Annotated in this window: 15 protein-coding genes; 8 read left to right on the forward strand and 7 right to left on the reverse strand. The window is 55.1% G+C overall.

Annotation, left to right across the window (positions count from 1 at the left end; all coding sequences use genetic code 11):
- Positions 1-8 precede the first annotated feature (8 nt).
- From FH871_RS15660 to FH871_RS15680, 5 genes are all read left to right on the forward strand, one after another.
- Positions 9-779, forward strand: coding sequence for an alpha/beta fold hydrolase (locus FH871_RS15660; protein ID WP_138992347.1), 771 nt, complete (start codon positions 9-11; stop codon positions 777-779).
- Between the two features lie 67 nt (positions 780-846).
- Complete coding sequence (locus tag FH871_RS15665) at positions 847-1,548, forward strand: SAM-dependent methyltransferase (RefSeq protein WP_138992348.1); 702 nt, start codon at positions 847-849, stop codon at positions 1,546-1,548.
- A 20-nt stretch (positions 1,549-1,568) separates the two neighbouring features.
- Entirely contained in the window at positions 1,569-2,210 is a 642-nt protein-coding gene (locus FH871_RS15670; RefSeq protein WP_138992349.1) for an MBL fold metallo-hydrolase, read from the forward strand.
- Between the two features lie 181 nt (positions 2,211-2,391).
- Positions 2,392-2,997 (forward strand): RNA polymerase sigma factor, encoded by a 606-nt coding sequence (locus tag FH871_RS15675; RefSeq protein ID WP_138992350.1) that lies wholly within the window; start codon positions 2,392-2,394, stop codon positions 2,995-2,997.
- Between the two features lie 53 nt (positions 2,998-3,050).
- Positions 3,051-3,431 carry a hypothetical protein gene (locus tag FH871_RS15680; protein WP_138992351.1) on the forward strand — a complete coding sequence of 127 codons (381 nt, stop codon included), beginning with the start codon at positions 3,051-3,053 and terminating at the stop codon, positions 3,429-3,431.
- Here FH871_RS15680 and FH871_RS15685 read toward each other — a convergent pair.
- From FH871_RS15685 to FH871_RS15700, 4 genes are all read right to left on the reverse strand, one after another.
- Positions 3,415-3,843: a hypothetical protein gene (locus FH871_RS15685; protein ID WP_138992352.1), complete on the reverse strand. Its 429-nt coding sequence runs from the start codon at positions 3,841-3,843 to the stop codon at positions 3,415-3,417. The genes FH871_RS15680 and FH871_RS15685 overlap by 17 nt on opposite strands.
- Complete coding sequence (locus FH871_RS15690; RefSeq protein WP_138992353.1) at positions 3,840-5,141, reverse strand: caspase family protein; 1,302 nt, start codon at positions 5,139-5,141, stop codon at positions 3,840-3,842. Before FH871_RS15690 ends, FH871_RS15685 begins: the two co-directional genes overlap by 4 nt.
- A gap of 147 nt (positions 5,142-5,288) precedes the next feature.
- Positions 5,289-8,978, reverse strand: coding sequence for an NACHT and WD repeat domain-containing protein (locus FH871_RS15695; protein ID WP_138992354.1), 3,690 nt, complete (start codon positions 8,976-8,978; stop codon positions 5,289-5,291).
- Positions 8,979-8,981: 3 nt separating this feature from the next.
- Complete coding sequence (locus FH871_RS15700) at positions 8,982-10,844, reverse strand: CHAT domain-containing protein (protein WP_138992355.1); 1,863 nt, start codon at positions 10,842-10,844, stop codon at positions 8,982-8,984.
- Positions 10,845-11,351: 507 nt separating this feature from the next.
- On the opposite strand from FH871_RS15700, the gene FH871_RS15705 reads away from it, so the two are divergent.
- Entirely contained in the window at positions 11,352-16,802 is a 5,451-nt protein-coding gene (locus tag FH871_RS15705; protein WP_138992356.1) for a family 78 glycoside hydrolase catalytic domain, read from the forward strand.
- Here FH871_RS15705 and FH871_RS15710 read toward each other — a convergent pair.
- A complete protein-coding gene (locus FH871_RS15710; RefSeq protein WP_138992357.1) occupies positions 16,791-16,997 on the reverse strand; it encodes a hypothetical protein in 207 nt (68 codons plus the stop codon). The two genes, FH871_RS15705 and FH871_RS15710, sit on opposite strands and share 12 nt — an antisense overlap.
- 170 nt (positions 16,998-17,167) lie before the next feature.
- Between FH871_RS15710 and FH871_RS15715 the strand changes: the two genes are divergently transcribed.
- Together FH871_RS15715 and FH871_RS15720 are read left to right on the forward strand one after the other, a co-directional pair.
- On the forward strand, positions 17,168-18,103 hold the full coding sequence (locus tag FH871_RS15715) for an alpha/beta fold hydrolase (protein ID WP_138992358.1): 936 nt from the start codon (positions 17,168-17,170) through the stop codon (positions 18,101-18,103).
- Position 18,104: 1 nt separating this feature from the next.
- Complete coding sequence (locus tag FH871_RS15720; RefSeq protein WP_138992359.1) at positions 18,105-19,133, forward strand: glycoside hydrolase family 130 protein; 1,029 nt, start codon at positions 18,105-18,107, stop codon at positions 19,131-19,133.
- Here FH871_RS15720 and FH871_RS15725 read toward each other — a convergent pair.
- Positions 19,130-20,413 (reverse strand): MFS transporter, encoded by a 1,284-nt coding sequence (locus tag FH871_RS15725; RefSeq protein WP_138992360.1) that lies wholly within the window; start codon positions 20,411-20,413, stop codon positions 19,130-19,132. The genes FH871_RS15720 and FH871_RS15725 overlap by 4 nt on opposite strands.
- 92 nt (positions 20,414-20,505) lie before the next feature.
- The gene (locus tag FH871_RS15730; RefSeq protein ID WP_138992361.1) at positions 20,506-21,099 is read right to left on the reverse strand and encodes a TetR/AcrR family transcriptional regulator; all 594 of its coding nucleotides are present in this window, start codon (positions 21,097-21,099) and stop codon (positions 20,506-20,508) included.
- Positions 21,100-21,186: the final 87 nt, after the last annotated feature.

Consider the following 21,186-nt stretch of genomic DNA (forward strand, 5'->3'; position numbering starts at 1 on the left):
CAATTTCTATGAAACTCTACTATCGACAGACCGGCGAGACCGGCCCTCCCATCATCATTCTGCACGGTGTTTTCGGCTCGTCCGATAACTGGCTGACCATTTCGAAATCCATCGCCGAACACAACCATCGCGTGTTTCTGGTCGATCAGCGCAACCACGGGCGGTCGCCCCGCAGCGAGGTGTTCAATTACGACGCCATGGCCTCCGATTTGCAGGAATTCATCACCGAACACCAGTTGGACAAGCCTGTCGTGATCGGTCATTCGATGGGGGGAAAAGCCGTCATGCAGTTTGCAATGGACTATCCCGGGCAATTCAGCCGGTTGGTGATCGTGGACATTGCCCCCAAATTTTACCCCGTTCACCACGCCGAGTTGATCCGGGGATTGAAAGCCATCGACCTGACGACCATCAAAAGCCGCAACGACGCCGACGACATTCTGAGCCAGTACGAACCCATTCTGCCCGTTCGGCAATTCCTGCTTAAAAACCTGTTTCGCACCGACGACGGTCAGTTCGACTGGCGGCTCAACCTGCCCGTTATCGAGCAGGAATTGCACGCGATTGGGGGCGAGTTGGCCCACGTCCGGACGGTAACGGAACCGACGCTCTTCATCCGGGGTGCCAAATCACGCTACATCAAAGACGAAGACGAGGCCGAAATCAAACGCATTTTCCCGAACAGCACGCTCGAAACCATCGAGGATGCCGGGCATTGGGTACAGGCCGAAAAACCGGTGGAGTTTGTGGAAATACTGATGCGGTTTTTAGAAAAGTAGTCGGCTTATTCGGTTCTTTGCAAACCGGTCGGCATCTTTGCGGATGCGGTTTGCTTCCTTTTTTATCATGCCTGTTCTGTATCTTATTCCCACCCTGCTGGCCGAAAATACCGCCGACCAGGTGCTGTCACCCCAAATCCGTGAGGTGATCAGCCAGACGACGGTGTTTTTTGTCGAAAACGTCCGCACGGCCCGGCGGTTCATCAGCAGTCTGAAAACCGGGGTGGTGATCGACGACCTGTTGTTTTACGACCTCGACAAAGACACGCCCGAAGCCGAAACCAAACAGCAGTTAGCCATCCTGAAACAGCAAAACCGGGATGCGGGCGTTCTGTCCGAAGCGGGTTGCCCCGGCGTGGCCGACCCCGGCGCGGTGGCGGTGCGGCTGGCTCACCAAACGGGTTGGCAGGTTCGGCCGCTGGTGGGGCCGTCGTCCATTCTGCTGGCCCTGATGGCGTCAGGCATGAGTGGTCAGTCGTTCGCTTTTCACGGGTATTTGTCCATCGAAAAACCGGCCCGGCTTCAAGAAATCAAGCAGTTGGAACTGGATGCCCGCAAACGCCAGCAGACCCAGATTTTCATGGAAACACCCTACCGCAACAACCACCTGCTGGCCGACATCCTGACGGCCTGCAATCCCGAAACCCGGCTGTGCATTGCCTGCAATCTGACCGCCAACGACGAGTTGGTCCGCACGCTGAGCATCCGCGAATGGAAGGCCCAAACACCGGATCTGCATAAAAAACCCAGCCTGTTTTTACTTCTATAAGATCGTCTATTTCCTTGATTATGATCCGGATACAAGCTTTTACTTTTAACGCGCTGGCTGAAAATACGTACGTTTTATACGACGAATCCCGCGAAGCGGTTATCATCGATCCCGGTTGTTACGACCAGTCCGAGAAAGAAGCGCTAACGGCTTTCATTGCGCAAAACGACCTGAAACCGGTTAAACTGCTCAATACCCACGCCCACATCGATCATGTGTTGGGCAATGCGTTCGTCAAGCGGAAATACGGTGTTGACTTGTACCTGCACGAAAGCGACCTGCCGGTTTTGAAGTCGGCGCAAATCCTGGCGCAGCACTACGGTTTCCGGGCTTATGAGCCGACCGAAGCCGATCAATGGCTGGTAGCGGGGCAAACTCTTTCATTCGGAAACTCGGAGCTGGAAGTGCGTTTTGTGCCGGGACACGCGCCGGGGCATGTGGCTTTTGTCGGTCATGCCGACCGCTTCGTCATCGGGGGCGATGTGCTGTTCCGGGGCAGCGTCGGACGAACCGACTTTCCGCTTTCCGACTTCGATACGCTGGTTCACAGCATCCGGACGCAATTCTACACCCTGCCCGACGACTACACGGTTTACCCCGGCCACATGGGAACCACGGCGATCGGCCAGGAAAAACGAACCAATCCGTTTGTCAGGCTGTAACGGTCGTTGTCGGTCCATTCGCGTTTTCCTGTGCTTATCGGGAAAGTACCCTTTCACCACTCCCCATTCCACCCAGCTTGGTACTATTTTGACATATAGTAAGACTTATTTTCAGGAATTCAGATAATACCCTATATTTGATCGGCAAGGCATCTTCCACTATCCGCAGCAAGGGTATGTCATGAATATATTGAATAAAAACCCGGTTGTCGTGGATGAGCTCGCTCTCTGGCAGCAGTTTAAAAACGGAAACAGCAGGGCTTTTGAGAAGTTAATGGAAAAATATGGCCGACTGCTTTTCGCATACGGTCATAAATATTCCCAGGATTCCGCATTCGTGAAAGCTTGCATTCAGGCTCTTTTTCTGGAATTGTGGCAGAAAAGAGATACGCTGAACGATACCGTTGTGGTGAAAGCGTACCTGCTGGCGTCCCTCCACCGACACATGCACCGGGCTCTTGAAAATAAACGCTGGCAATCAGGGACTCCACTGGATTGTGTCGACCATTTCTCGGTCGAATTTTCAGTGCAGGAAAGTCTGGTTGAAGACGAATCCTCACGTTGTGTGGTCGACCGGATAAAGTTCCTCATCGGGCAATTGCCCAAACGGCAGCAGGAAGTGGTGTATCTCAAGTTTTTTCAGGGACTGGACCGCGACCACATTTCCGAGGTCATGAGCATCGCCCCGCAGTCGGTTTCGAATCTGCTCCAGGCTGCCATCAAACAATTGAAAGCCCAGTGGAAAGCCGACTTTTTTGTCGTTTCGCTGATTCACCTGCTGGGTTGACGGACATGCAGTCAACCCGTCTCTGGTCCCTTCACACAGCAAATGCGCCACGAATGCCACAGCAATACGCCCCAAACATCGAAAAATTAATCTGGAATGAGACCTTTCGGAAGTGGGTTTTGCAACCCACGCCGGAGAGCGATGCGTTCTGGTACATCTGGCAGGTCTCCAACCCCGACCGGGTTGAAGATCTGAAGCTGGCCCGTACGGTGGTTGCGGCTTTGCAGGTCAACGATGCCTATTTGTCCGAAACTGAACTTCAGCAACTGATTTCGGAAACGATGACGCTCGCAAAAAAGACATCGTCAACCTCACTGTCGAACCCCGTTTTCCGCTGGTTTCGGTGGCAGCCGCCGGGCTGGTCTGCGCTCGCACGGTTTTTCTTCCGTAAACTGCACTGGAGAAAAAACGGCAGGTTTAGTCCTCCGGGTTGAGCGCCAGCTTTCCATCCGTGCCGAGGTAAATCCGGTAGCGCGATCCCCGGCGGACGGTGTATTTATTGCTCCGAACGGGATCGGTTTTCAGCCGGACGAAAAGCTGGGTGCTGTTGGTGGGATAAATGCTCACGTTGTTGGCCTTGATCGTAAAAGCCGTCCACTGCTTCATGTCCCGGCTGATTTCGAGCATCGCCGGTTTGCCGTAATCATTCACCAGAATAATGCTTTTCTGACTGTAACTGATGGTCACTTTGCGGCTTGAATCGGGCACGGGGGCGTCGATAAAAAACACCTTGATGTAACTCACTTCCAGCGTATCCCCTTTGGCCCGGCTGGAATCCGCCCAAACCCGGCTTCCCACCACCGGAAGGCTGCATCCCAGTAAGCCGATGAGCAAAAGCAGCCTCATTCCGATTTGACGGCTAACCGCAGTTTGCGTTTGAACATAAAATCCCCCGCTCCCGGCGTCGAGCCTTTGATGTGCCCGTAGGTCGGTTTTTGCCGGATCTGCGTTCGGTTGTGAACCTCATTTTTCAGGCTGTCGAACAACTCTTCCGACGGCAGATACTCCTCCCCGTTCGTAGCCAGCCGTTTGATGAAATAATCCAGGAACACACTGTTGTCGGGTACTTCTTCCAACGAACTGCAACTCATGGCTTTGCGGCTTTTCTGGGTATATTTTTCCTCCCAGGTCTGGAGTTTCTGGTTGGTCATCACCTGATACGACACCACCGTGGCCCCGTAACACGCATCGACCACCAGCAACAGATGCTGGGTGCGCATTTCGTTCAGAATCGACACCAGCGCGGCATTTGACAAATAGCTGTCCAGATCTTCCTGCTGCGTATCCTGCAAGGCCCAGAAACCGGTATTCTCGTCGGTACTGACACTGTGTCCTGCAAAGAAAATCAGCAGGTTATCGTCGCTCAGCAGCCGGTAGGAAAGCGCCGTCAGCGTGTCTTTCACCATTTTTTTGGTAGCATTGGGCAGGTTGATAATCGACGTAAACTCGTATTTCTGCCGCAACACGCTGTCCAGCCGGGCAATGTCGCTGCGGGGACGGTTGAGTTTGATTCGGGCATCGCTGTAATCGTTGACCCCAATCAAAACCGCGTGGTAGCGGGCGGTCGCCATGGTTGGCCGTTTTACTTTGGCGGGCAGCGGATATTCGTTGTTCCGTTCGGATTTTCGTATAATCGAAAGCTCCAGGTCATACTCCGCCAGGGCCATGTTCGGGTTTGAAATATAAACGAAAATGAATTTCAGACCCGAGTTATCCAGCGACAGTTTGTTGCCGGTATTGTCGGTAAAGGCAACGGTTTGGGTGATCGGCACTTTCAGCGTTAACTCCCTGAGGGTGTCGACGTTGGCCGACAAAACGGAGTAGGCCGTGGTCTTCGATCCGCTGGTGGCCCGCTCGTCGATGGTGCAATTTCCGTAACAGTTGCGGATGGAAATAATCAGGTTGCGGTTGGATTTGATGGGGGTCACCTTCACCTGCAGCGTATCGCCGATGCGAATTTTAACGTTATCGACATCGAGGGGATAAAACCGGTTGAAATGCCGCCCGGAGCCCGTCACACTAAACGCCATCGCCGGAATCGAATCGTTCCTGAACTGAACGAGCGGCTCCACCACCGACTGCCCGCGCGTTGGCAAAGACGCCACCCAAAGGCAAATCAAAATCAGGCCAACGAAGGGTTTCATAGGAATAGACAGATTTTTCTGCGAATTAAGGTACGGAATCGGGCATTCGGATACAATGACTTTTGTGTAATTGGGCAATTTACACCCGATCAACGCGAAAAGACGTTTACCCGGTTTGTTCCCGATGAATGGCAAGCCCACCGGTTTTTACTCCCGGAACGATTGCCAGATGGCCTCCCAAAACGAGGTTTGCAGCCGGTATTGTTTTTTCACACCGGCCAAAATCGTCTGCCGTTCCGCTTTCGGAATATGCTGATCAAGCCATTCGGTGATAAAATCCGGGCCGGGCCAAACCAAAACCCGATGCCCCTGAATGGCGGAATAAAGGGCACCACTTTTTGAAAAACTGAACTGGTCTACGGTACCCCGCCAATCGAGAAGCCGCTTCCCGTCAGCTCCCCACCAGAACGATTTACCGTCGCCCTGAAATGTGGCGATGAGGGTTCCGTCCGGCGAAAATTCGGCGTTTTCCACTTCCTTGCTGTGCGTTAGCAAACTGAATGACTTCGCTTTTACATTCCACAGAAAAGCCTGATTTTCAGCCTCTTGTGTAATCAGCGCCTGTTGACCGGAGGGCGACAGGGCAAAAGACCGGATTACGTACCCGGCGGTAAACCGCCCGGATTGCAGGGATTGCGACAGAAAGGACTGCCCCTGCTGATTCCAGCCCGACAAAGTGTCATTGTTGCCTTTGGTCAGGGCATAAACCGACGTTCCATCCGGCGAAATCGTGGCCTGCAGGTGGTTTCCCGGCAAGGGCATCAGCCGCCGGTTTTTGCGGCTCCAGATGTGCATCTTCCCACCCGTCGACCGCAGCGACCGGATCACCGCTTCCTGCCCATTTTCCGACAAATAAATGAGATGCCCATTCAGATTCATTGGCAGGCTGTCGATTCGCTCGCCCTCGAAATTCCACAGATAGCCCTTCCCGGTTTTCGTGCGCGTCAAGAACGTGCTTCGGTCGGCCGAGGCCGTGACGAACTCACCAGCCAGCGACTTCATCCGCCGTTGGGTGCGGTTCCAGACCACGGCATTCTTGTCCGGAATGTCGAGCAACAGATGCCGGGCGTCGACGGACACCAAAACACCTACGGTTCCGAACGGTGCCACCACCGAATCGATCGGCTGACCGGCCCGGTTCCAGAAAACGACCTGATCTTCAACGGTTAATGTCACCATCGTCTGATCGTCGGCCGAAACCGAAACGTCCAGAACAATCTCCTCGTGGGGTAATTCCAGCAAGCGATCATCCTGCCAATTCCAGAGAAACACTTTACCGTCTTCCGTTCGGGTCAGAATCGATTTTCCATCGGGCGCAAAGGCCACCGTCGACACGGTTGTTGAATGCGATAAAACGCCTTTGGATTGTTTATCCTGATCCCACAGTTCGACCTCGGTCCCGGCAACGGTCAGCATCATCCTGCCATCCGGGGAGATTTCGATCGACTGCAACAGTTGGTCTACTTTCAACTTATCCACCAGTTTTCCATCCGAATTCCACCAGTAAATGGCCTGCCCGACACCCGCGGCCAGGGTATGACCATCGCGCGAAAGCTTGAGATTGGGAAATTGAAAATCCCCGCCTGGCTGCTGCAGGGGGCGAATCTGCCGGGTTCTCCGATCCCACTGAAACACCCGACCATCCTCGGTTCCAACGAGTAACAAGCGACCGTCTTCAATCGCTTCGGCCCAAATAACCCCATTCGGTAACCGAATCGAATCCAACAGTTGTTTCCCCAGCGGGTCCCACAACAGAATCTGGTTGCTCAGTTCCTTGTTTTCCTGCCCAACTTTCAGTTTCGGAGAACCCACGATCATCGAACCATCCAACGAATAGGCCGCTAGTTCCATCGGTGGAAGGGCCGTCAGCACCTCGGCTTTGCTGCCATTCTGCGTCCAGAGCGTCACCGTCCCTTCGCCGTTGACGGTCAAAATCGTCTGGCCATCCTTCGAAAATTCAGCAAAAAATACGGTGGGGTCCGCACCGATCGCTTTGAGCGTTTTATCCCCGAAGTCGGCCAGAAAAACGTTCCCCGGCTCGGTCAGGGCCAGCACACGCCGGTTATCGGGAGCCAGTTCGACCGACAGGTAAACACCGGGAATTTCCAACGAATCGGCTTTCAGGTTCTGCTGACTCCGATCCCAGCGGTGAACGAGGTTACCCTCAGTGGTGGTCAGCACATACCGGCCATCCTCCGAAAAATCAGCCTCCCGGATCGGCATGCTTTCCAGCTCCAGCTTCGACGCATACAGCCGGTGGTTGTAAAATTGGTTGTAGAGGGCTTTCCGGTTCAATTCGTTCGGGTCCTGCTCATACACGCCAGCCACTGTTACCAAAGCCTGGACGGGGTCCATCTCTTCTGCCTGTAATACGATGCGGGTGTGGTTGGTTTTGCCCCACTGATTGACAGCAAACCAGACCGACGCCAGCGCTACCGCCAGAAACACCGACACAATGGCGATGGTGCGTTTCAGCCGGGCATTTTTCCGCTGCTGCTCTTCCAGTTCCCGGCGCTGTAGCCGCTTCTGAAAGGCCCGGCTGGCTTCGATATACGCCCATTTGGCGTCGCTTTCGGGCTTCTCCAGGCTGCGGTCCAGTTCGTCGTGTACGGCTTTTTCGTAGAGCCGGATTTCGGACAGTCGGCGCGAAGAGAGCAGCAAATCTTCCGCCTGGTTTTTCTCCATGTATTCGCGATACGCATCTTTCAGCCGCCGGATGATGTCGTTGATTTGCCGCTGTTCGGCCGAACGCCCCTTGTCGATCACCTTGGCCAGACTGTCGTGGGCCAGTTCGTAGGTCCCTTCGTCCGGACGAACCAGACGTGTGCGTTCCAGCTCGGACAAAATTCGCAGGAGCAGCGCAACGGGCAGGCGCGTGGCTTCTTCAAGCGATGCCAGCCGGTGTTCCCGGCGGGTGCCTTCGTAGGTCACAAAGGTTTCGAGCACCAGACTCACAGCAGGTTGCTCGTCCGGGGCCAGCAAGTCGGTTACGAATTTCTTCTGTTCGGCCAGAAAAAGCTCCAGCACGTCGTCGATTCGGCCCACCTCCTCCACCAGAGCCGGGGTAATCCAGACGGGTGGTTCCGGATCTTTTTCGTTCTCCTTCCGCCAGAGCCGATCCAGATACACCTGAAGATAAGGCAGTTGAAACGAATTAGCCGAACTGCGGTTGTTTTCCAGAATGAGCCTGACCGTCCGGGGTTCCTCCACCAGCCGAACGGCGTCAATCTGGCTAAACGTGCCGACAATCACTTCTTCCAGATTCCGTTCGCTCATCGGCTCCACCCGCATCCGAAAATCGAACAAACCGGGCAGTTGTTCTTCGTAGGTATACAGAAACGCCAGGAAATCTTCGCGCGTGACCAGAATCACTTTGCAGGCAATCGACGAATGTTCGATCGCTTTCAAAAAACCGGCAAACCACTGCTGTTCTTCCGCCGTGCCGCTGATAAAGAGTTCTTCGAGCTGGTCGAAAACCAGATAGATCGGACGCAGCGCGTAGCGAATACATTCCGCCACGAGGGCGACCGGATCGGTCAGGGCGGTTTCTTCCAGCATACCGCTCAGGATCGTTACCAGCGTCTGCCGCAAATCGCCCCGGCGCCGGATGGACACCAGAAAATAATCGGAAGCCGGAATCGCCTTCGCCAGTCCGCACTGCACCAGGCTGGTTTTCCCGGTGCCCGACGGCCCGTAGACCAGCACCAGCCGGGACCGGAAGAGGAGTTCGACAAGCCGTTTCTGCTCCGCATGTCGGCCAAAAAACCGGGATTGGTCGGCGGCTGTGTAGGCGTCAAGAAATTTAAACGGACTGCTTACGGACGGGGGGGCGGGCATGGTTTAGTCAGACAGAGAAAGCAGATCAATGTTGGTATCGGTATTTGAAGGGTTCGGTTCGTTTTCGGCGGTCGCCAGCGGATCGGGTAACGAAAGCAGCGCCAGTACGGTACTGAACTGTTCGCGCAGGGTCGTAAAATCCTGCTTCTGAAGCACTTCCGTCTCACTGGGCTTGAACGACACACTTAGCAACGGATCTTCGGGCCGGGCGATGTGTTTGAACCGCAACGTTCCGGGTTGGGATGAATGAAAACTATACGGATCGAAAACGTTGCTTTTGATGTAGACATTCTGGTCGATCAGCAAGGGCGAAAGGTTCAGGAAATCAGCCACTTCGGTTTCGCCCGTGGTGGCTTCCCGCCGGACTTTCACCAGCAGCACGGATTGCGACGCCCACGGATTGGTCAGGTTGATCTCCTGAAATGATTTGTCTTCGTACGGGTTCTGGGTAGTTCTTAAAACCGCTTTCTCGTGTTTGTACTCTTCCTGCCGGTAAAAAAACCGTACGACCCGAATGTTTTTGTACGATTCAAGCTGGTAGTTCGCCCAGAAACCCAGCCGTTTGCACAACTCCACGAGTTGATCCTCGCCCACCTGACAAAGCGACGGAATGTTGGCGACCCCGGCGTTGCCCGCCAGCCGCCGGCGCAGGTCATCAAAAAAGAGAAAGCATTCGTAAAACGTCTCCCGTTCATCGAACTGACGGGCGAGTTCCTGCATTTCCGGGACGAAGAGTTTGATCTGACTATCGGCCAGAAACTGGCTCAACATCCGCAGCGATCGCTCCAGTTGGTGCGGTTCCAGATTCGACCAGCCCTCCGTCACCAGCCGCTGCAACAGGGCGGTGGTTTCTGCCGTCATCGGTGGCTCCACTCCTTCTTTCCGATACCGGATCAGCCGGTCGAGTACCTGAGCCAGCAGGGTAATCATCAGTAAGTCAAGAGCGGACTCGAACAGGGCCGTGTAGTTCAGCAGCCTTTCGCGCGTACTTGGAATCGGCAATTTCTTGCCTTCCGGACTGAACGGGGGCGTGAATAACCGGCGGAGCGGTTCGGCAATCGGATACGGCAGTCGACTCAGAATGGCGTCGTTGATCCAGAGAATCTGCGACTCCGGCGACTGCTTGCTGACCTGCATGAACTTGTCCCGCAAGCCCGGTTCGTATTTGTTCAGGGCATTGAACAGGGCGTTGCGCAGTACAGTATTCGGCTTGTATTCGACAGCGGTTTGTTCGGCCGCCGTGGGCAACTCCCAGCGGGCGGCTTCGTCGGACGGGCGGTGAAAATACCAGAGGTTCCGCGTGACCTCTTCTTCCGACAGGTCAATCATCGCGCGGTCAACCACCTGAATGGTCGTCGCTTCGCTGACCTGCAAGGTCAGTCGGGCCCTGTCCAGCGCTTCTTCGACCGAATGCTGGTTGGCCAGCGCACGGTAGAAGGTGAGGGCAAAAGCCGATGCGGCTTTGTCTTCAATCGGGGTGCTGGTGGCAATGATGGCCGCTTTTACGTTCTGGGCCGCCAGCAACCGGATGTGCTGGAGTGTGGAACAGCCGTTCAGGAAAACCAGCCTGAGGTTCGGGCAGCGACCGAGCAACTGGGCAATGCCCACGCCCCGCGCCACAGTATCTTCAAGTTGCAAAACCGTGCTGCCGGCATGACCGCTGAAATGAAACAGACTCAGCGTGTTCTGATAGGTGACCAGTTTATCGGCCACCGAAGTGGTGGTCGCAAACGACTCCCGCACTTTTTGAAAGTGGCCTTTGCTACTCCGCAAATCCAGCAGCCGGTCGATGCCGTCGTCTTCATCCCGCAGAGACGGCAACGGATGATCCCGGTCGTTGGCAAAACAAAAAAGCAAGGTATCCATCTCGGTGGTTACAAATGCGTAGCGAGAAGCGATTGGGCAACCCGCAGCGACCCGGCAAGTGCCCCGGTCTGAACGAATTGTCCCCGTCGGCAAAACCGCTTCTATCGATTGGAAGGTAAGTAATAACTGTCTGTATTCAAAATAAGCACCCAAACGCCCGAAAAGTCTGGATTTTTACCGTCTGATAATTTAGTCACCCGAAGAAACGTTTATTCGTTCATTTAACGTATTATTGCCTGAATTAATCCCCTTATTTTCTCTAAAAAATACTACTTTTCAAGCTATAGAACCCGATTCAAATGGATAGCCCTGTGAAATTCAGGCAAATCCATTTGTCTGGTAATTTTTGGAATAACTATTGATGTAACTCATACAAATAAAGAATAAACAATAAGTATTTGTCTGGTTATCATTTCAGTATCCGGCTCTTTTTGCGTACCGGGTTCCACCCTGGAAAAGTTGTACGAACCGAATGCATCACCATCTTACGAATTTAAACGGAAGTCTATGAATTGGATTCTTTACGGACTCGTACTCTGCCTGTCATTTCCCGCTCTGGCGCAGCGGAGCATTACAATCTCCGATCTACACACCGAAAACCTGACCAATCCCGAAGGCATTACCGCGTCTTCTCCCCGCCTGAGCTGGATTCTGACCAGCAATCAACGGAATCTGAAGCAGGACAAATACCAGATTCTGGTCGCGTCGACGCTGGAAAAACTCAACCGGAATGAGGGTGATTTGTGGAATTCCGGCCTGGTAACCAGCGACCGTTCGCAGTGGGTTGCCTATGCAGGCCAGACGCTGACCAGTCGCCAGAACTGTTTCTGGAAGGTCAAAATCCGGAGCAAAGACGGCGTCGAATCCAACTGGAGTTCTCCGGCGCGGTGGTCGATGGGCCTGCTGCAAACCGCCGACTGGACCGCGCAGTGGATTGGCCTGGAGCAGGCTTTTGAGTGGGATGCGCCCAAAGCCGTCAACACCCGGCTGTCGGCGCGGTATTTCCGAAAACAGGCGACGCTTTCCAAACCCATCAAACAGGCCACGGCCTACATCAGTGGCGTGGGGCTGTACGAACTCTCGCTGAACGGTCGAAAAGTGGGCGATGCCGTGCTGGCACCGGGGCCGACGGAATACGACAAACGGGTTTTGTATAACACCCTGGACGTCACGACCTACCTGCAATCGGGTGATAATGCCTTCGGCGTCACGCTTGGCAACGGCCGCTATTTTGCCATGCGGGTCGGTCAACCCAAGGTACCGGCTACGACCCACTACGGTTATCCGAAGCTGCGGCTGCAGATCGAGGTGACGTATACCGACGGAACAACCGAAACAATCGTGAGCGATAACACCTGGAAAGTGACCGCCGATGGCCCCATCCGGGCCAACAACGAATTTGACGGTGAAGAATACGACGCCACCCGTGAACTAAGCGGCTGGGACCAGACGGGTTACAATGCCGACAACTGGCTCACGGCGGCAACCGTCAACGCTCCGGCCAGTCGGCTCGAATCGCAGACCAACCCGCCCATCCGCGTGATTCAAACCCTGACGCCGGTTGCGGTTCAGCAACCCGAACCGGGAAAATACGTTTTCGACCTGGGGCAGAACATGGTGGGCTGGGCCCGGCTGAAGGTGCAGGGCGCCCGCGGAACGCAGGTAACGCTGCGGTTTGCCGAAAACATCAAAAGCGATGGCACCCTGATGGTCGACAACCTGCGGACAGCCGAAGCGAAGGATATTTATACGCTGAAAGGCGGGGGCGAAGAAACCTGGGAGCCCCGGTTTACATACCACGGTTTTCGCTACGTTGAAGTGAGTGGCTTCCCCGGCACGCCAACGACGCAATCGCTGGAGGGCCGGGTGGTACACGACGACCTGCCGCAGACGGGCACCCTGACCACCTCGAACGACCTGCTGAACCGGATTTACAGCAATGCCCTCTGGTCGGTTCGGGGCAATTACCGGGGCATCCCGACCGACTGTCCGCAGCGCGACGAACGGCAGGGCTGGCTCGGTGACCGGACAACGGTTTCGACCGGCGAAAGTTTCATGTATGGCAACCAGAGTCTGTATGCCAAATGGCTGGACGACATCGAAAGTGCGCAGAAACCGGACGGCGGTATTCCGGACATTGTGCCCAGCTACTGGAAATACGCAACGCCCAGCGTGACCTGGCCTTCGGCTTACGTACTGGTCGCCAACATGTTGTATGAGCAGTTCGGCGACGACGAACCGATTCGGAAGCACTATGCCTCCATGAAACGCTGGGTGACGTATCTCGAAAAATACAGCACCAATTACATTCAGCAGGCGGATGAATACGGCGACTGGGCCTTGCCACCGGAGTCGATGTATCTGACCAAAACGGAAGACCCCACCCGCAGAACGGACGGGACCTTGATGAATACCGCCTATTATTTTTACGTACTGAAACAGATGGAGCGGTTTGCGGTGATGACCGGCAACGAAGCCGACCGCGCGGCCTTCAGCAGCCGGGCGGCATTGGTTCGGACGGCTTTCAACCAGAAATTCCTAAATCCCCTTACGAATCAATACGACAACAATACTGTGACGGCCAACCTCGTGGCGCTGGCCTGCGGGCTGGTTCCCGACGAGCTGCGATCAGCGGTTTTCAACCAGATTACGGCGGTCATTGAAGGGCGATTCAACGGACACATCAGCACCGGCGTCGTTGGAACCCAATGGCTGATGCGAACCCTGACGGCCAACGGACGCCCGGATCTGGCGATGCGGCTGGCGACCAATACCGCCTATCCAAGCTGGGGGTATATGGTGCAGAACGGTGCCACAACGACCTGGGAATTGTGGAACGGCAACAAAGCACCGGCCTTCATGAATTCGGGCAACCACGTTATGCTGCTGGGCGATTTACCCATTTGGCTATACGAGAATCTGGCGGGCATCAAATCCGGGGAAGCCGGTTTCAAATCCATCGTGATGCGCCCTGTTCCATCGGGCGATCTAAGCCGGGTCAATTCAACCTTCGCTTCCGCTTACGGCACCATTGCCAGTGACTGGACGGTTACGAACCAGCAATTCCGCTGGAAAATAACCGTACCCGGCAACACAACGGCCCTGGTTTCAATTCCCGCCGACAATCTGGCGTCGGTTCGGGAGGGCAACCAGCCAGCCGAAAACGCAACGGGGGTTACGTTCCTGCGAATGGAAGACGGTCGCGCCCTGTTTCAGGTGGGCTCCGGCTCGTATGATTTCCTGTCGGCCCCCGGCAATTATGAAAACCGGCCACCCGTGGCACCCGGCTTTAGCCCGCCTTCCGGCGTCGTCAGCAAATCATATACCTACACGGTTCCGGCGTTTACCGATCCTGAAGGCGGCACGGTGACCCACGCCCTCAGCGGCACCATTGCCGGTCTGAACTTCAACCCCACGACACGGCTCCTGAGTGGAACGCCCACGACGGCCGGTACGTATCCCCTGGTTGTCGAAGCGACCGATACGGAAGGAGCTTCTACCACGGCCACGTTGTCGATCGTGATTCACAACAACCTGAATGTCTACGACGGTTATCTGGATAAAGTCCGCTGCGACAGCATTACGGGCTGGGCCTGGAACCGGGACCGGCCCAATTATGCCGTAACGATTGAGTTTCTGGAAGGGCCGACGGTGGAAACCGCCAGTCTTGTAGGGACGGTGGTAGCTGATGTTTTCCGGCAGGATTTGAAAAATGCGGGGAAAGGGAATGGCGCACACGGGTACCGGTTCAAGGTTCCGGAGAGTTTGAAAGATAACCAGACACACACGATCTGGGGCCGGGCCGAGGGCATTTATACCCTGAAATGGTCGCCCAAAACCCTGACCTGCGAAAGCACAGGAACACCCCCGCCTGCCAATATGCCGCCGGTTGCCCCTTCGATCGCTTCACTGGAACTGACCAACGGGCAATCGTTTTCAACCACGCTGGCTCCTTTTACCGACGCCGATAGCGACCCGCTGACCTACAGCCTGACGGGTTCGATACCGGGTCTGGGATTCAATACGGCCACCCGCGTGTTGAGTGGCACGCCAACCACCAGCGGAACGTTCAGTTTAACGTATGCCGCCAACGACGGAACCGCATCGGTCGCGACAACGGTCAACGTGGTTGTCGCCAGTCCGCCAGTCGTGAATCAGCCGCCGGTAGCCCCATCGCCCATTTCGGTTTCGGCCACAATCGGGCAACTCTACACCACCACGCTGGCCCCGTTTACAGACCCTGAAAATGACGCATTGACGTATGCCCTGTCGGGAACCGTACCCGGTTTGGGATTCAATGCCTCTACCCGGGTTTTGAGCGGTACGCCCACCACCGCCGGGACGTTTAGCCTGACCTATACCGCAACGGACGCCCAAAATCTGGATGAACAAGTCGAGGTGACAGTGACGGTTTCGAATACGGCGACCGCTCCTGCGTTGAGTCTGGCGGGCTACGACGGGTATCTATCGACGGTCAACTGCGATATTTTTTCAGGTTGGGTATGGCACCGGGATAGACCGAATCTGCCACTTACGGTCGAGTTTCTGGACGGTCCGACGCTCGAAACCGCCCGGTTCGTTGACAAAATGGTTGCGGAAATCTTTCGGCAGGATTTAAAAAATGCCGGAAAAGGAAACGGGAATCACGGGTATGTCTTCATGGTTCCTCAAAGTCTGAAAGACAATCAGGCCCACAAAATCTGGGCGCGGGTGGAAGGTTCGGCTTATGTGTTGCGGCTGTCACCCAAGTCGTTGACCTGTGAAAGCACCACCACGCCCCCCACCACCACCAACCAGCCCCCCGTCGCACCTTCCATCGCGACGCTGGCGGCCACCGTGGGGCAAGGGTTCACCACCACGCTGGCTCCCTTTACCGATGCCGACAACAACCCGCTGACCTACAGTGTTGCCGGAACGATTCCCGGCCTTACGTTCAATGCCTCGACCCGCATCCTGAACGGAACGCCAACGCAGGCTGGTTCTTTCAGTCTGACCTATTCGGCCAATGATGGCACCGCAACCGTTCCAATGACGGTTCGGATGACGGTTAGCAATGCAGCGCCAGCCAATCGTGCTCCGGTTGCGCCTTCAATAGCCCCCCTAACGGCCACAATTGGGCAGGCTTTCACGACGACGCTGGCGGCTTTCTCCGATCCCGAGAATGGGTCGTTGTCCTACGCTGTGACGGGTTTGCCGGCCTGGCTCGGTTTCAATCCCGGTACCCGCGTCCTGAGTGGTACTCCCAATGCCACCGGCACCCACACGCTGACCTACTCGGCGACGGATAACAAAAATGCCAAAACCAATCTGACTGTGACGTTAACCGTCAATCCGGTTCCGGTTACCGGCAACTTCGAAGGGTATCTGGATGTGGTCAACTGCTCGACGTTCTCCGGCTGGATCTGGAACCGGGACCGACCCAATGCCGTCGTCACGATTGAGTTTCTGGAAGGCAGCACACTCGCAACGGCGCAGGTGGCCGGAACGGTTTCGGCCGATATTTTCCGGCAGGATTTAAAAAATGCCGGGAAGGGAAACGGCATTCACGGCTACGCATTTACCGTACCGCAGAACCTGAAAAACAACCAGACCCGCACCGTCTGGGGTCGGGTCCAGGGCGGAAGTTACATTCTGATCTGGTCGCCCAAAACCATCAACTGCGCTCCCGGCCAACGGATTGGAGCGGGAGCCGACAACGAATCGATTTCGGGACTATTCCTGACGCCAAACCCTACCACCGGACGGGTAACGGCCCGCTTCCAGTTGGCCGAAAATGAAAAAGCCCGGCTGCGTGTGACGGACTTATACGGCCGAACGCTGCACCAGCAGGATGTGTTGGGAACCGGGCGACCGCAGGAAGAAACCGTCGACCTCAGTCAGAACGCGGTCGGCATGCATTTTATTCACCTCAAAACCGATCAGAAAACGGTGAGCGGACGGGTGCTTTTACACCGGTGAGGCCTTGGAACCGGCCTGTCCAATCGACACGCCGGTTCCGGGTTCCGTATCGTCATCGTCGGGTTCGAGCGAATCGGTCTCGTCTTCCTGGGGCGAATCGGCGGGGTTCATCAACTCGGGTTTCATTTCCAGGCCAATGGCATCCCGGTGGATTTCTTCGTCGGTTTTCGGCAGTGCAGAATCCTGATTGTTCATGGGGTCAGATTGTGGTGATTGTTCAGGAAGTAACCCTCCCCCGCCCGGAATGTTTGCGTGTTTTTCCCCGGCAGTGCATTTTCTGTCCTCTCAAGCCCGTTTTGTAACGAATCGTTGCGTAAAAACCGTGCTTCATAAAACCTCAGCGCGTCGGCATTCGTTATATATGTATGAAGTTATTTTTGCGCGTCCTCCGTTGGACTTTACTCATCATTGTTATATTATGTGCCGGCTTATTAACCGCAGCCCATTGGGTCGAATCGCGGGACAGTGACGAAGAACTGGCCGAAGCATTCCGCAATAACCCCGTTCAGACCGCGGTGCATCGGTACAAAATCAAAGACCGAACCATCCGCTATCTGGAAACTGACGAGGCTGGTCAGGACACCCTACCCGTTGTTCTTTTTGTGCATGGGGCACCGAGTTCGCTGTCTTTTTTTAAGAAATTTTTCAAAGATACGACCCTGCTTAACCGCGCCCACCTGGTAGCGGTCGACCGGCCGGGCTACGGATATTCCGATTTTGGCCGCGTCGAAACGTCGATTGTCAAACAGGCCCAACTGCTTCAGCCCCTGATCGACCGGTACCGGAAATCGTCTTTTTTAATGCTGGTCGGATCGTCTTACGGCGGTTCGGTGGCCGCACGGCTGGCGATGAACAACCCTGATTTAGTCGATCAGGTAGTGTTTGTATCCTCCGCCCTGGGGCCGGGTCTGGAACGCACCTATCCCATTAGCCATTTCATCGACAAACCGCCTTTGCGCTGGCTCATTCCTCCGCTCCTGCTGCTGGCCAACGACGAAAAACTGGCCCACCGCAAAGCATTGACCGAAATCCTGCCCGACTGGTCGAAAATCAAAGCCGGAGTGACGTTTCTGCACGGCCAGCGCGACGATCTGGTGTATCCGACGAATGTCTCGTTTGGGCGTTCCCACCTCGTCAACGCTCCGTCCAAAGAATTTCTGCTGCCGGAAAACCGCCATGACATCGTGTTCAACAAGCGGGAGTATATGACGGAGATTATTGTCAATATTCTGACGACCTACGCCCATTCGATCAAACCGGCGAAAGATCAGCCGAAAGAATACATGACCGCCAACCCCTGAGATGAAAAACTATCAACTCCGCCGGTTGTCGGACCAACCCATTCTGACGGCCGCCGATGTCAAACCGTCACATCCGCAGTTTCAGGTGATGGGCGCCTTCAATCCGGCAGCCTGTCGGTTTGGCGATGAAATCCTGCTGCTGCTGCGCGTGGCCGAAGCCGTAGATCCCAAACCGGGTTTCATTCAGGTGCCGGTGGTTCAGCAACAGGCGGGCCTTTTTCAATTGGTGATCAAAACCTTTCCTGAACCCGAGGGCGATTACGATCCGCGCGTCGTTCAAATTGACGATCAGGCCTATCTGACCTCGTTGAGTCATTTGCGACTGGCCCGGAGTAAAGACGGCATTCACTTTACGGTGGATGAGAAACCGTTTATTTTCCCGGAACAGACCGACGAATCGTTCGGCGTGGAAGACGCCCGGATTACGTTTCTGGACGGCCAGTATTGGATTACCTACACGGCGGTTTCGGAAAACGGTCCCGGTGTGGGCCTGATTCTGACGAAAGATTTCGTGACGTTTGAACGGAAAGGCATGATTATCCCGCCACCGAACAAGGACGCCTGTCTGTTTCCGCAGAAAATCAACGGTTTATATTACATGCTGCACCGACCGATGGTTTCGGATATCGGAAAACCGTCGGTCTGGCTGGCGCAGTCGCCGGACGGCGTCCATTGGGGCGACCACCGGTTTTTGTTCGGAGCCGCCGGAACGCCCTGGGAACACCTCAAAATCGGCGCCGGGCCCGAACCGCTGCTCACTGACGAAGGCTGGCTGGTTTGCTACCACGGTGCCAGCGTCGACCACGCCTATTCCCTCTCCCTGGCCCTTCTCGACCGCAATGACCCTACCCGCGTTCTCGACCGCTCAACCCAACCCTTGATGGTTCCCGAACTGGAGTGGGAAAAAACCGGTTTTTTCCCGAATGTCGTGTTCACCAACGGCTGGGTCCAGATGCCCGACGGCCGGATTCTGGTGTATTACGGCGCAGCCGATTATTGCGTGGGGGTGGCGGAACTGGTCACGGATTAGCGGGTTGGCACCGGTTGCCCGCCCACTACGGACGAGCCTTTTGCTGCTTCAGCCGCTTGTTTCCTTACGACATACTGGTTGATGAAATACATCATCACAATTGTTATCGCCATCGTTACGGCTACAATATAACCCAGCATATCGTACCGCTCCAGCGAACCATCCTTGCCCTGCACCACAATCAGTCCGGCAATCAGAGACGCAATACCGCCCGAAATTTGCTGCACCGATGCGTTGATGCCCATGTAAGCCCCGCGATCCTGCGGGTCGGGAATGCCTGAAACCAGGGCCGAGGACGAAACCATCCGGGCCGAAATCCCGGCAAACAGCAGCACGTTGATGACCATGATCTGCCAGAGGGGTGTTATGCCCAGGTTGCAATAGACGATGACGACCACCATTCCCCAGATTGACGCGTACGTAAACAGGGGAAATTTGCCGATTTTGTCGCTCAGCCGTCCCGCAAAAGGGCCGATGATCATGGCCGAAATGCCGGTGACCATGTAGATCAGCGGCAGGTCGGTTTGCGGAATGCCCAGGTTATGAATGGCGAAGGCACTCCCGAACGGCATGAGCATAAAACCACCCGTGGCCAGAAGCGCCGTGCTGGCAAAACCGCGCAGGTAGCTCGAACGGGAAACCGTGTGCTGGAGATGCTGGAACGGATTCCGCTCCGATTTTATCGCCAGATGGGCGGTGATTGGTTTCATGTAAACGACAATCGCCAGCCCGGCCACCACACTAACGCCCACAATCAGCAGGAAAGGCGAATGCCAGCCCAGCGTATTGGCCAGATACAAGCCCACCGGAATGCCCAGCACCTGACTGGCCGCAAACGCTGATTGCACGACGCCCATCACCCGGCCCCGCATCTGAAAGGAAAACAGGTCGGTGATGATCGCAAATCCAATCGATCCGATGACGCCCCCGAAAATCCCGGTGACGATGCGGGCCATGAGCAGAAAATGATAGTCCGGGGCAATTCCACACAGGAGCGTACCCAAAACAAACCCGGTGTAAAAGAAGAGCAGCAGTTTTTTCCGGTCGTAGCGGTCGGCAAACCCGGCGGTCAGCAAACCGGCAATTCCGGCACTGAAGGCGTAGGCCGACACCACCCAACCGAACTGGGCCGTCGTTATGTTCAATTCCATCATCAGTTGGGCGCCCAGGGGCGAGAGCACCATAAAATCGAGAATCACCGTAAACTGGATGAAGGCCAGCATCGCAATGATGGCTTTTTCGTAGGTCGTAAAAGGCGTTGTTGGTTGGGCCGTAGTCATATCGTTTGATTTCGAGGGTAATGTAGTCTTCTGAGGTTAATTCAGGATTAAATCCGGTTGCGGTTTTCCCTTCATTTCGGTAGTGTAAGCAATCAGGGCTTCAGGGCTTTCAGAACCAGTTCCAGTGTTTTTTCCAGCGTTTTTTCATCAAGCACAAACTTTCCCCAGCCCGGCATACCGGTTTTGGATTGATGGAATTTAATCAGTTGATACAAAGGCGCATAAGCAACCGACCAATAGACTTCAAGTGGTAGTTGGATCAGCTCCTTTCGCTCGATGGCATTCAGCACAAACGTTTTCATGGCTACCGAAAATGGATTCCGGGCGTCGCCCTGAAATTTTTCGTGGAACGGTGAATGGCGCATCTGCTCCATAAAATGCATCCGCATGGGGTATTTCAAGCAGTACCGGGCGCGGTTCATCCACTGCACGCGCATGCCCTCCTCGAAATGCATCCCGGGATCAAAACCGGCGAGCGTTTCGGCGCTCATGGCCAGCATTTCCTCGTAATAAATTTGCCGGATCAGGTCTTCCCGATCTTGAAAATAGATGTAGATTGTGGCCGGTGACACCCCCGCAGCCTTTGCCAGTTTCTGCATACTCAGGCCGTCGAATCCCTCCCGCACAATCATCTCGATGGCTTTCTCGCGAATGGTCCGCTCTTTCGTTTCGTCTCGTAACCGCATAATGGACACAAAAATAAACGAACGTTCTTTTATTTAAAAATGGATTGGTATTTTTTTATACGGGTCTAAACAGGAGTCCAAATGCCC

The organism is Larkinella sp. C7 (assembly GCF_006149005.1).
GTDB lineage: Bacteria > Bacteroidota > Bacteroidia > Cytophagales > Spirosomataceae > Larkinella.

What these genes read in the sequence shown, in the direction of transcription:
- FH871_RS15660 (WP_138992347.1), top strand. Translation starts at nt 9, where the DNA reads ATGAAACTCTACTATCGACAGACCGGCGAGACCGGCCCTCCCATCATC.
- FH871_RS15665 (WP_138992348.1), top strand. Translation starts at nt 847, where the DNA reads ATGCCTGTTCTGTATCTTATTCCCACCCTGCTGGCCGAAAATACCGCC.
- FH871_RS15670 (WP_138992349.1), top strand. Translation starts at nt 1,569, where the DNA reads ATGATCCGGATACAAGCTTTTACTTTTAACGCGCTGGCTGAAAATACG.
- FH871_RS15675 (WP_138992350.1), top strand. Translation starts at nt 2,392, where the DNA reads ATGAATATATTGAATAAAAACCCGGTTGTCGTGGATGAGCTCGCTCTC.
- FH871_RS15680 (WP_138992351.1), top strand. Translation starts at nt 3,051, where the DNA reads ATGCCACAGCAATACGCCCCAAACATCGAAAAATTAATCTGGAATGAG.
- FH871_RS15685 (WP_138992352.1), bottom strand. Translation starts at nt 3,843, where the DNA reads ATGAGGCTGCTTTTGCTCATCGGCTTACTGGGATGCAGCCTTCCGGTG.
- FH871_RS15690 (WP_138992353.1), bottom strand. Translation starts at nt 5,141, where the DNA reads ATGAAACCCTTCGTTGGCCTGATTTTGATTTGCCTTTGGGTGGCGTCT.
- FH871_RS15695 (WP_138992354.1), bottom strand. Translation starts at nt 8,978, where the DNA reads ATGCCCGCCCCCCCGTCCGTAAGCAGTCCGTTTAAATTTCTTGACGCC.
- FH871_RS15700 (WP_138992355.1), bottom strand. Translation starts at nt 10,844, where the DNA reads ATGGATACCTTGCTTTTTTGTTTTGCCAACGACCGGGATCATCCGTTG.
- FH871_RS15705 (WP_138992356.1), top strand. Translation starts at nt 11,352, where the DNA reads ATGAATTGGATTCTTTACGGACTCGTACTCTGCCTGTCATTTCCCGCT.
- FH871_RS15710 (WP_138992357.1), bottom strand. Translation starts at nt 16,997, where the DNA reads ATGAACAATCAGGATTCTGCACTGCCGAAAACCGACGAAGAAATCCAC.
- FH871_RS15715 (WP_138992358.1), top strand. Translation starts at nt 17,168, where the DNA reads ATGAAGTTATTTTTGCGCGTCCTCCGTTGGACTTTACTCATCATTGTT.
- FH871_RS15720 (WP_138992359.1), top strand. Translation starts at nt 18,105, where the DNA reads ATGAAAAACTATCAACTCCGCCGGTTGTCGGACCAACCCATTCTGACG.
- FH871_RS15725 (WP_138992360.1), bottom strand. Translation starts at nt 20,413, where the DNA reads ATGACTACGGCCCAACCAACAACGCCTTTTACGACCTACGAAAAAGCC.
- FH871_RS15730 (WP_138992361.1), bottom strand. Translation starts at nt 21,099, where the DNA reads ATGCGGTTACGAGACGAAACGAAAGAGCGGACCATTCGCGAGAAAGCC.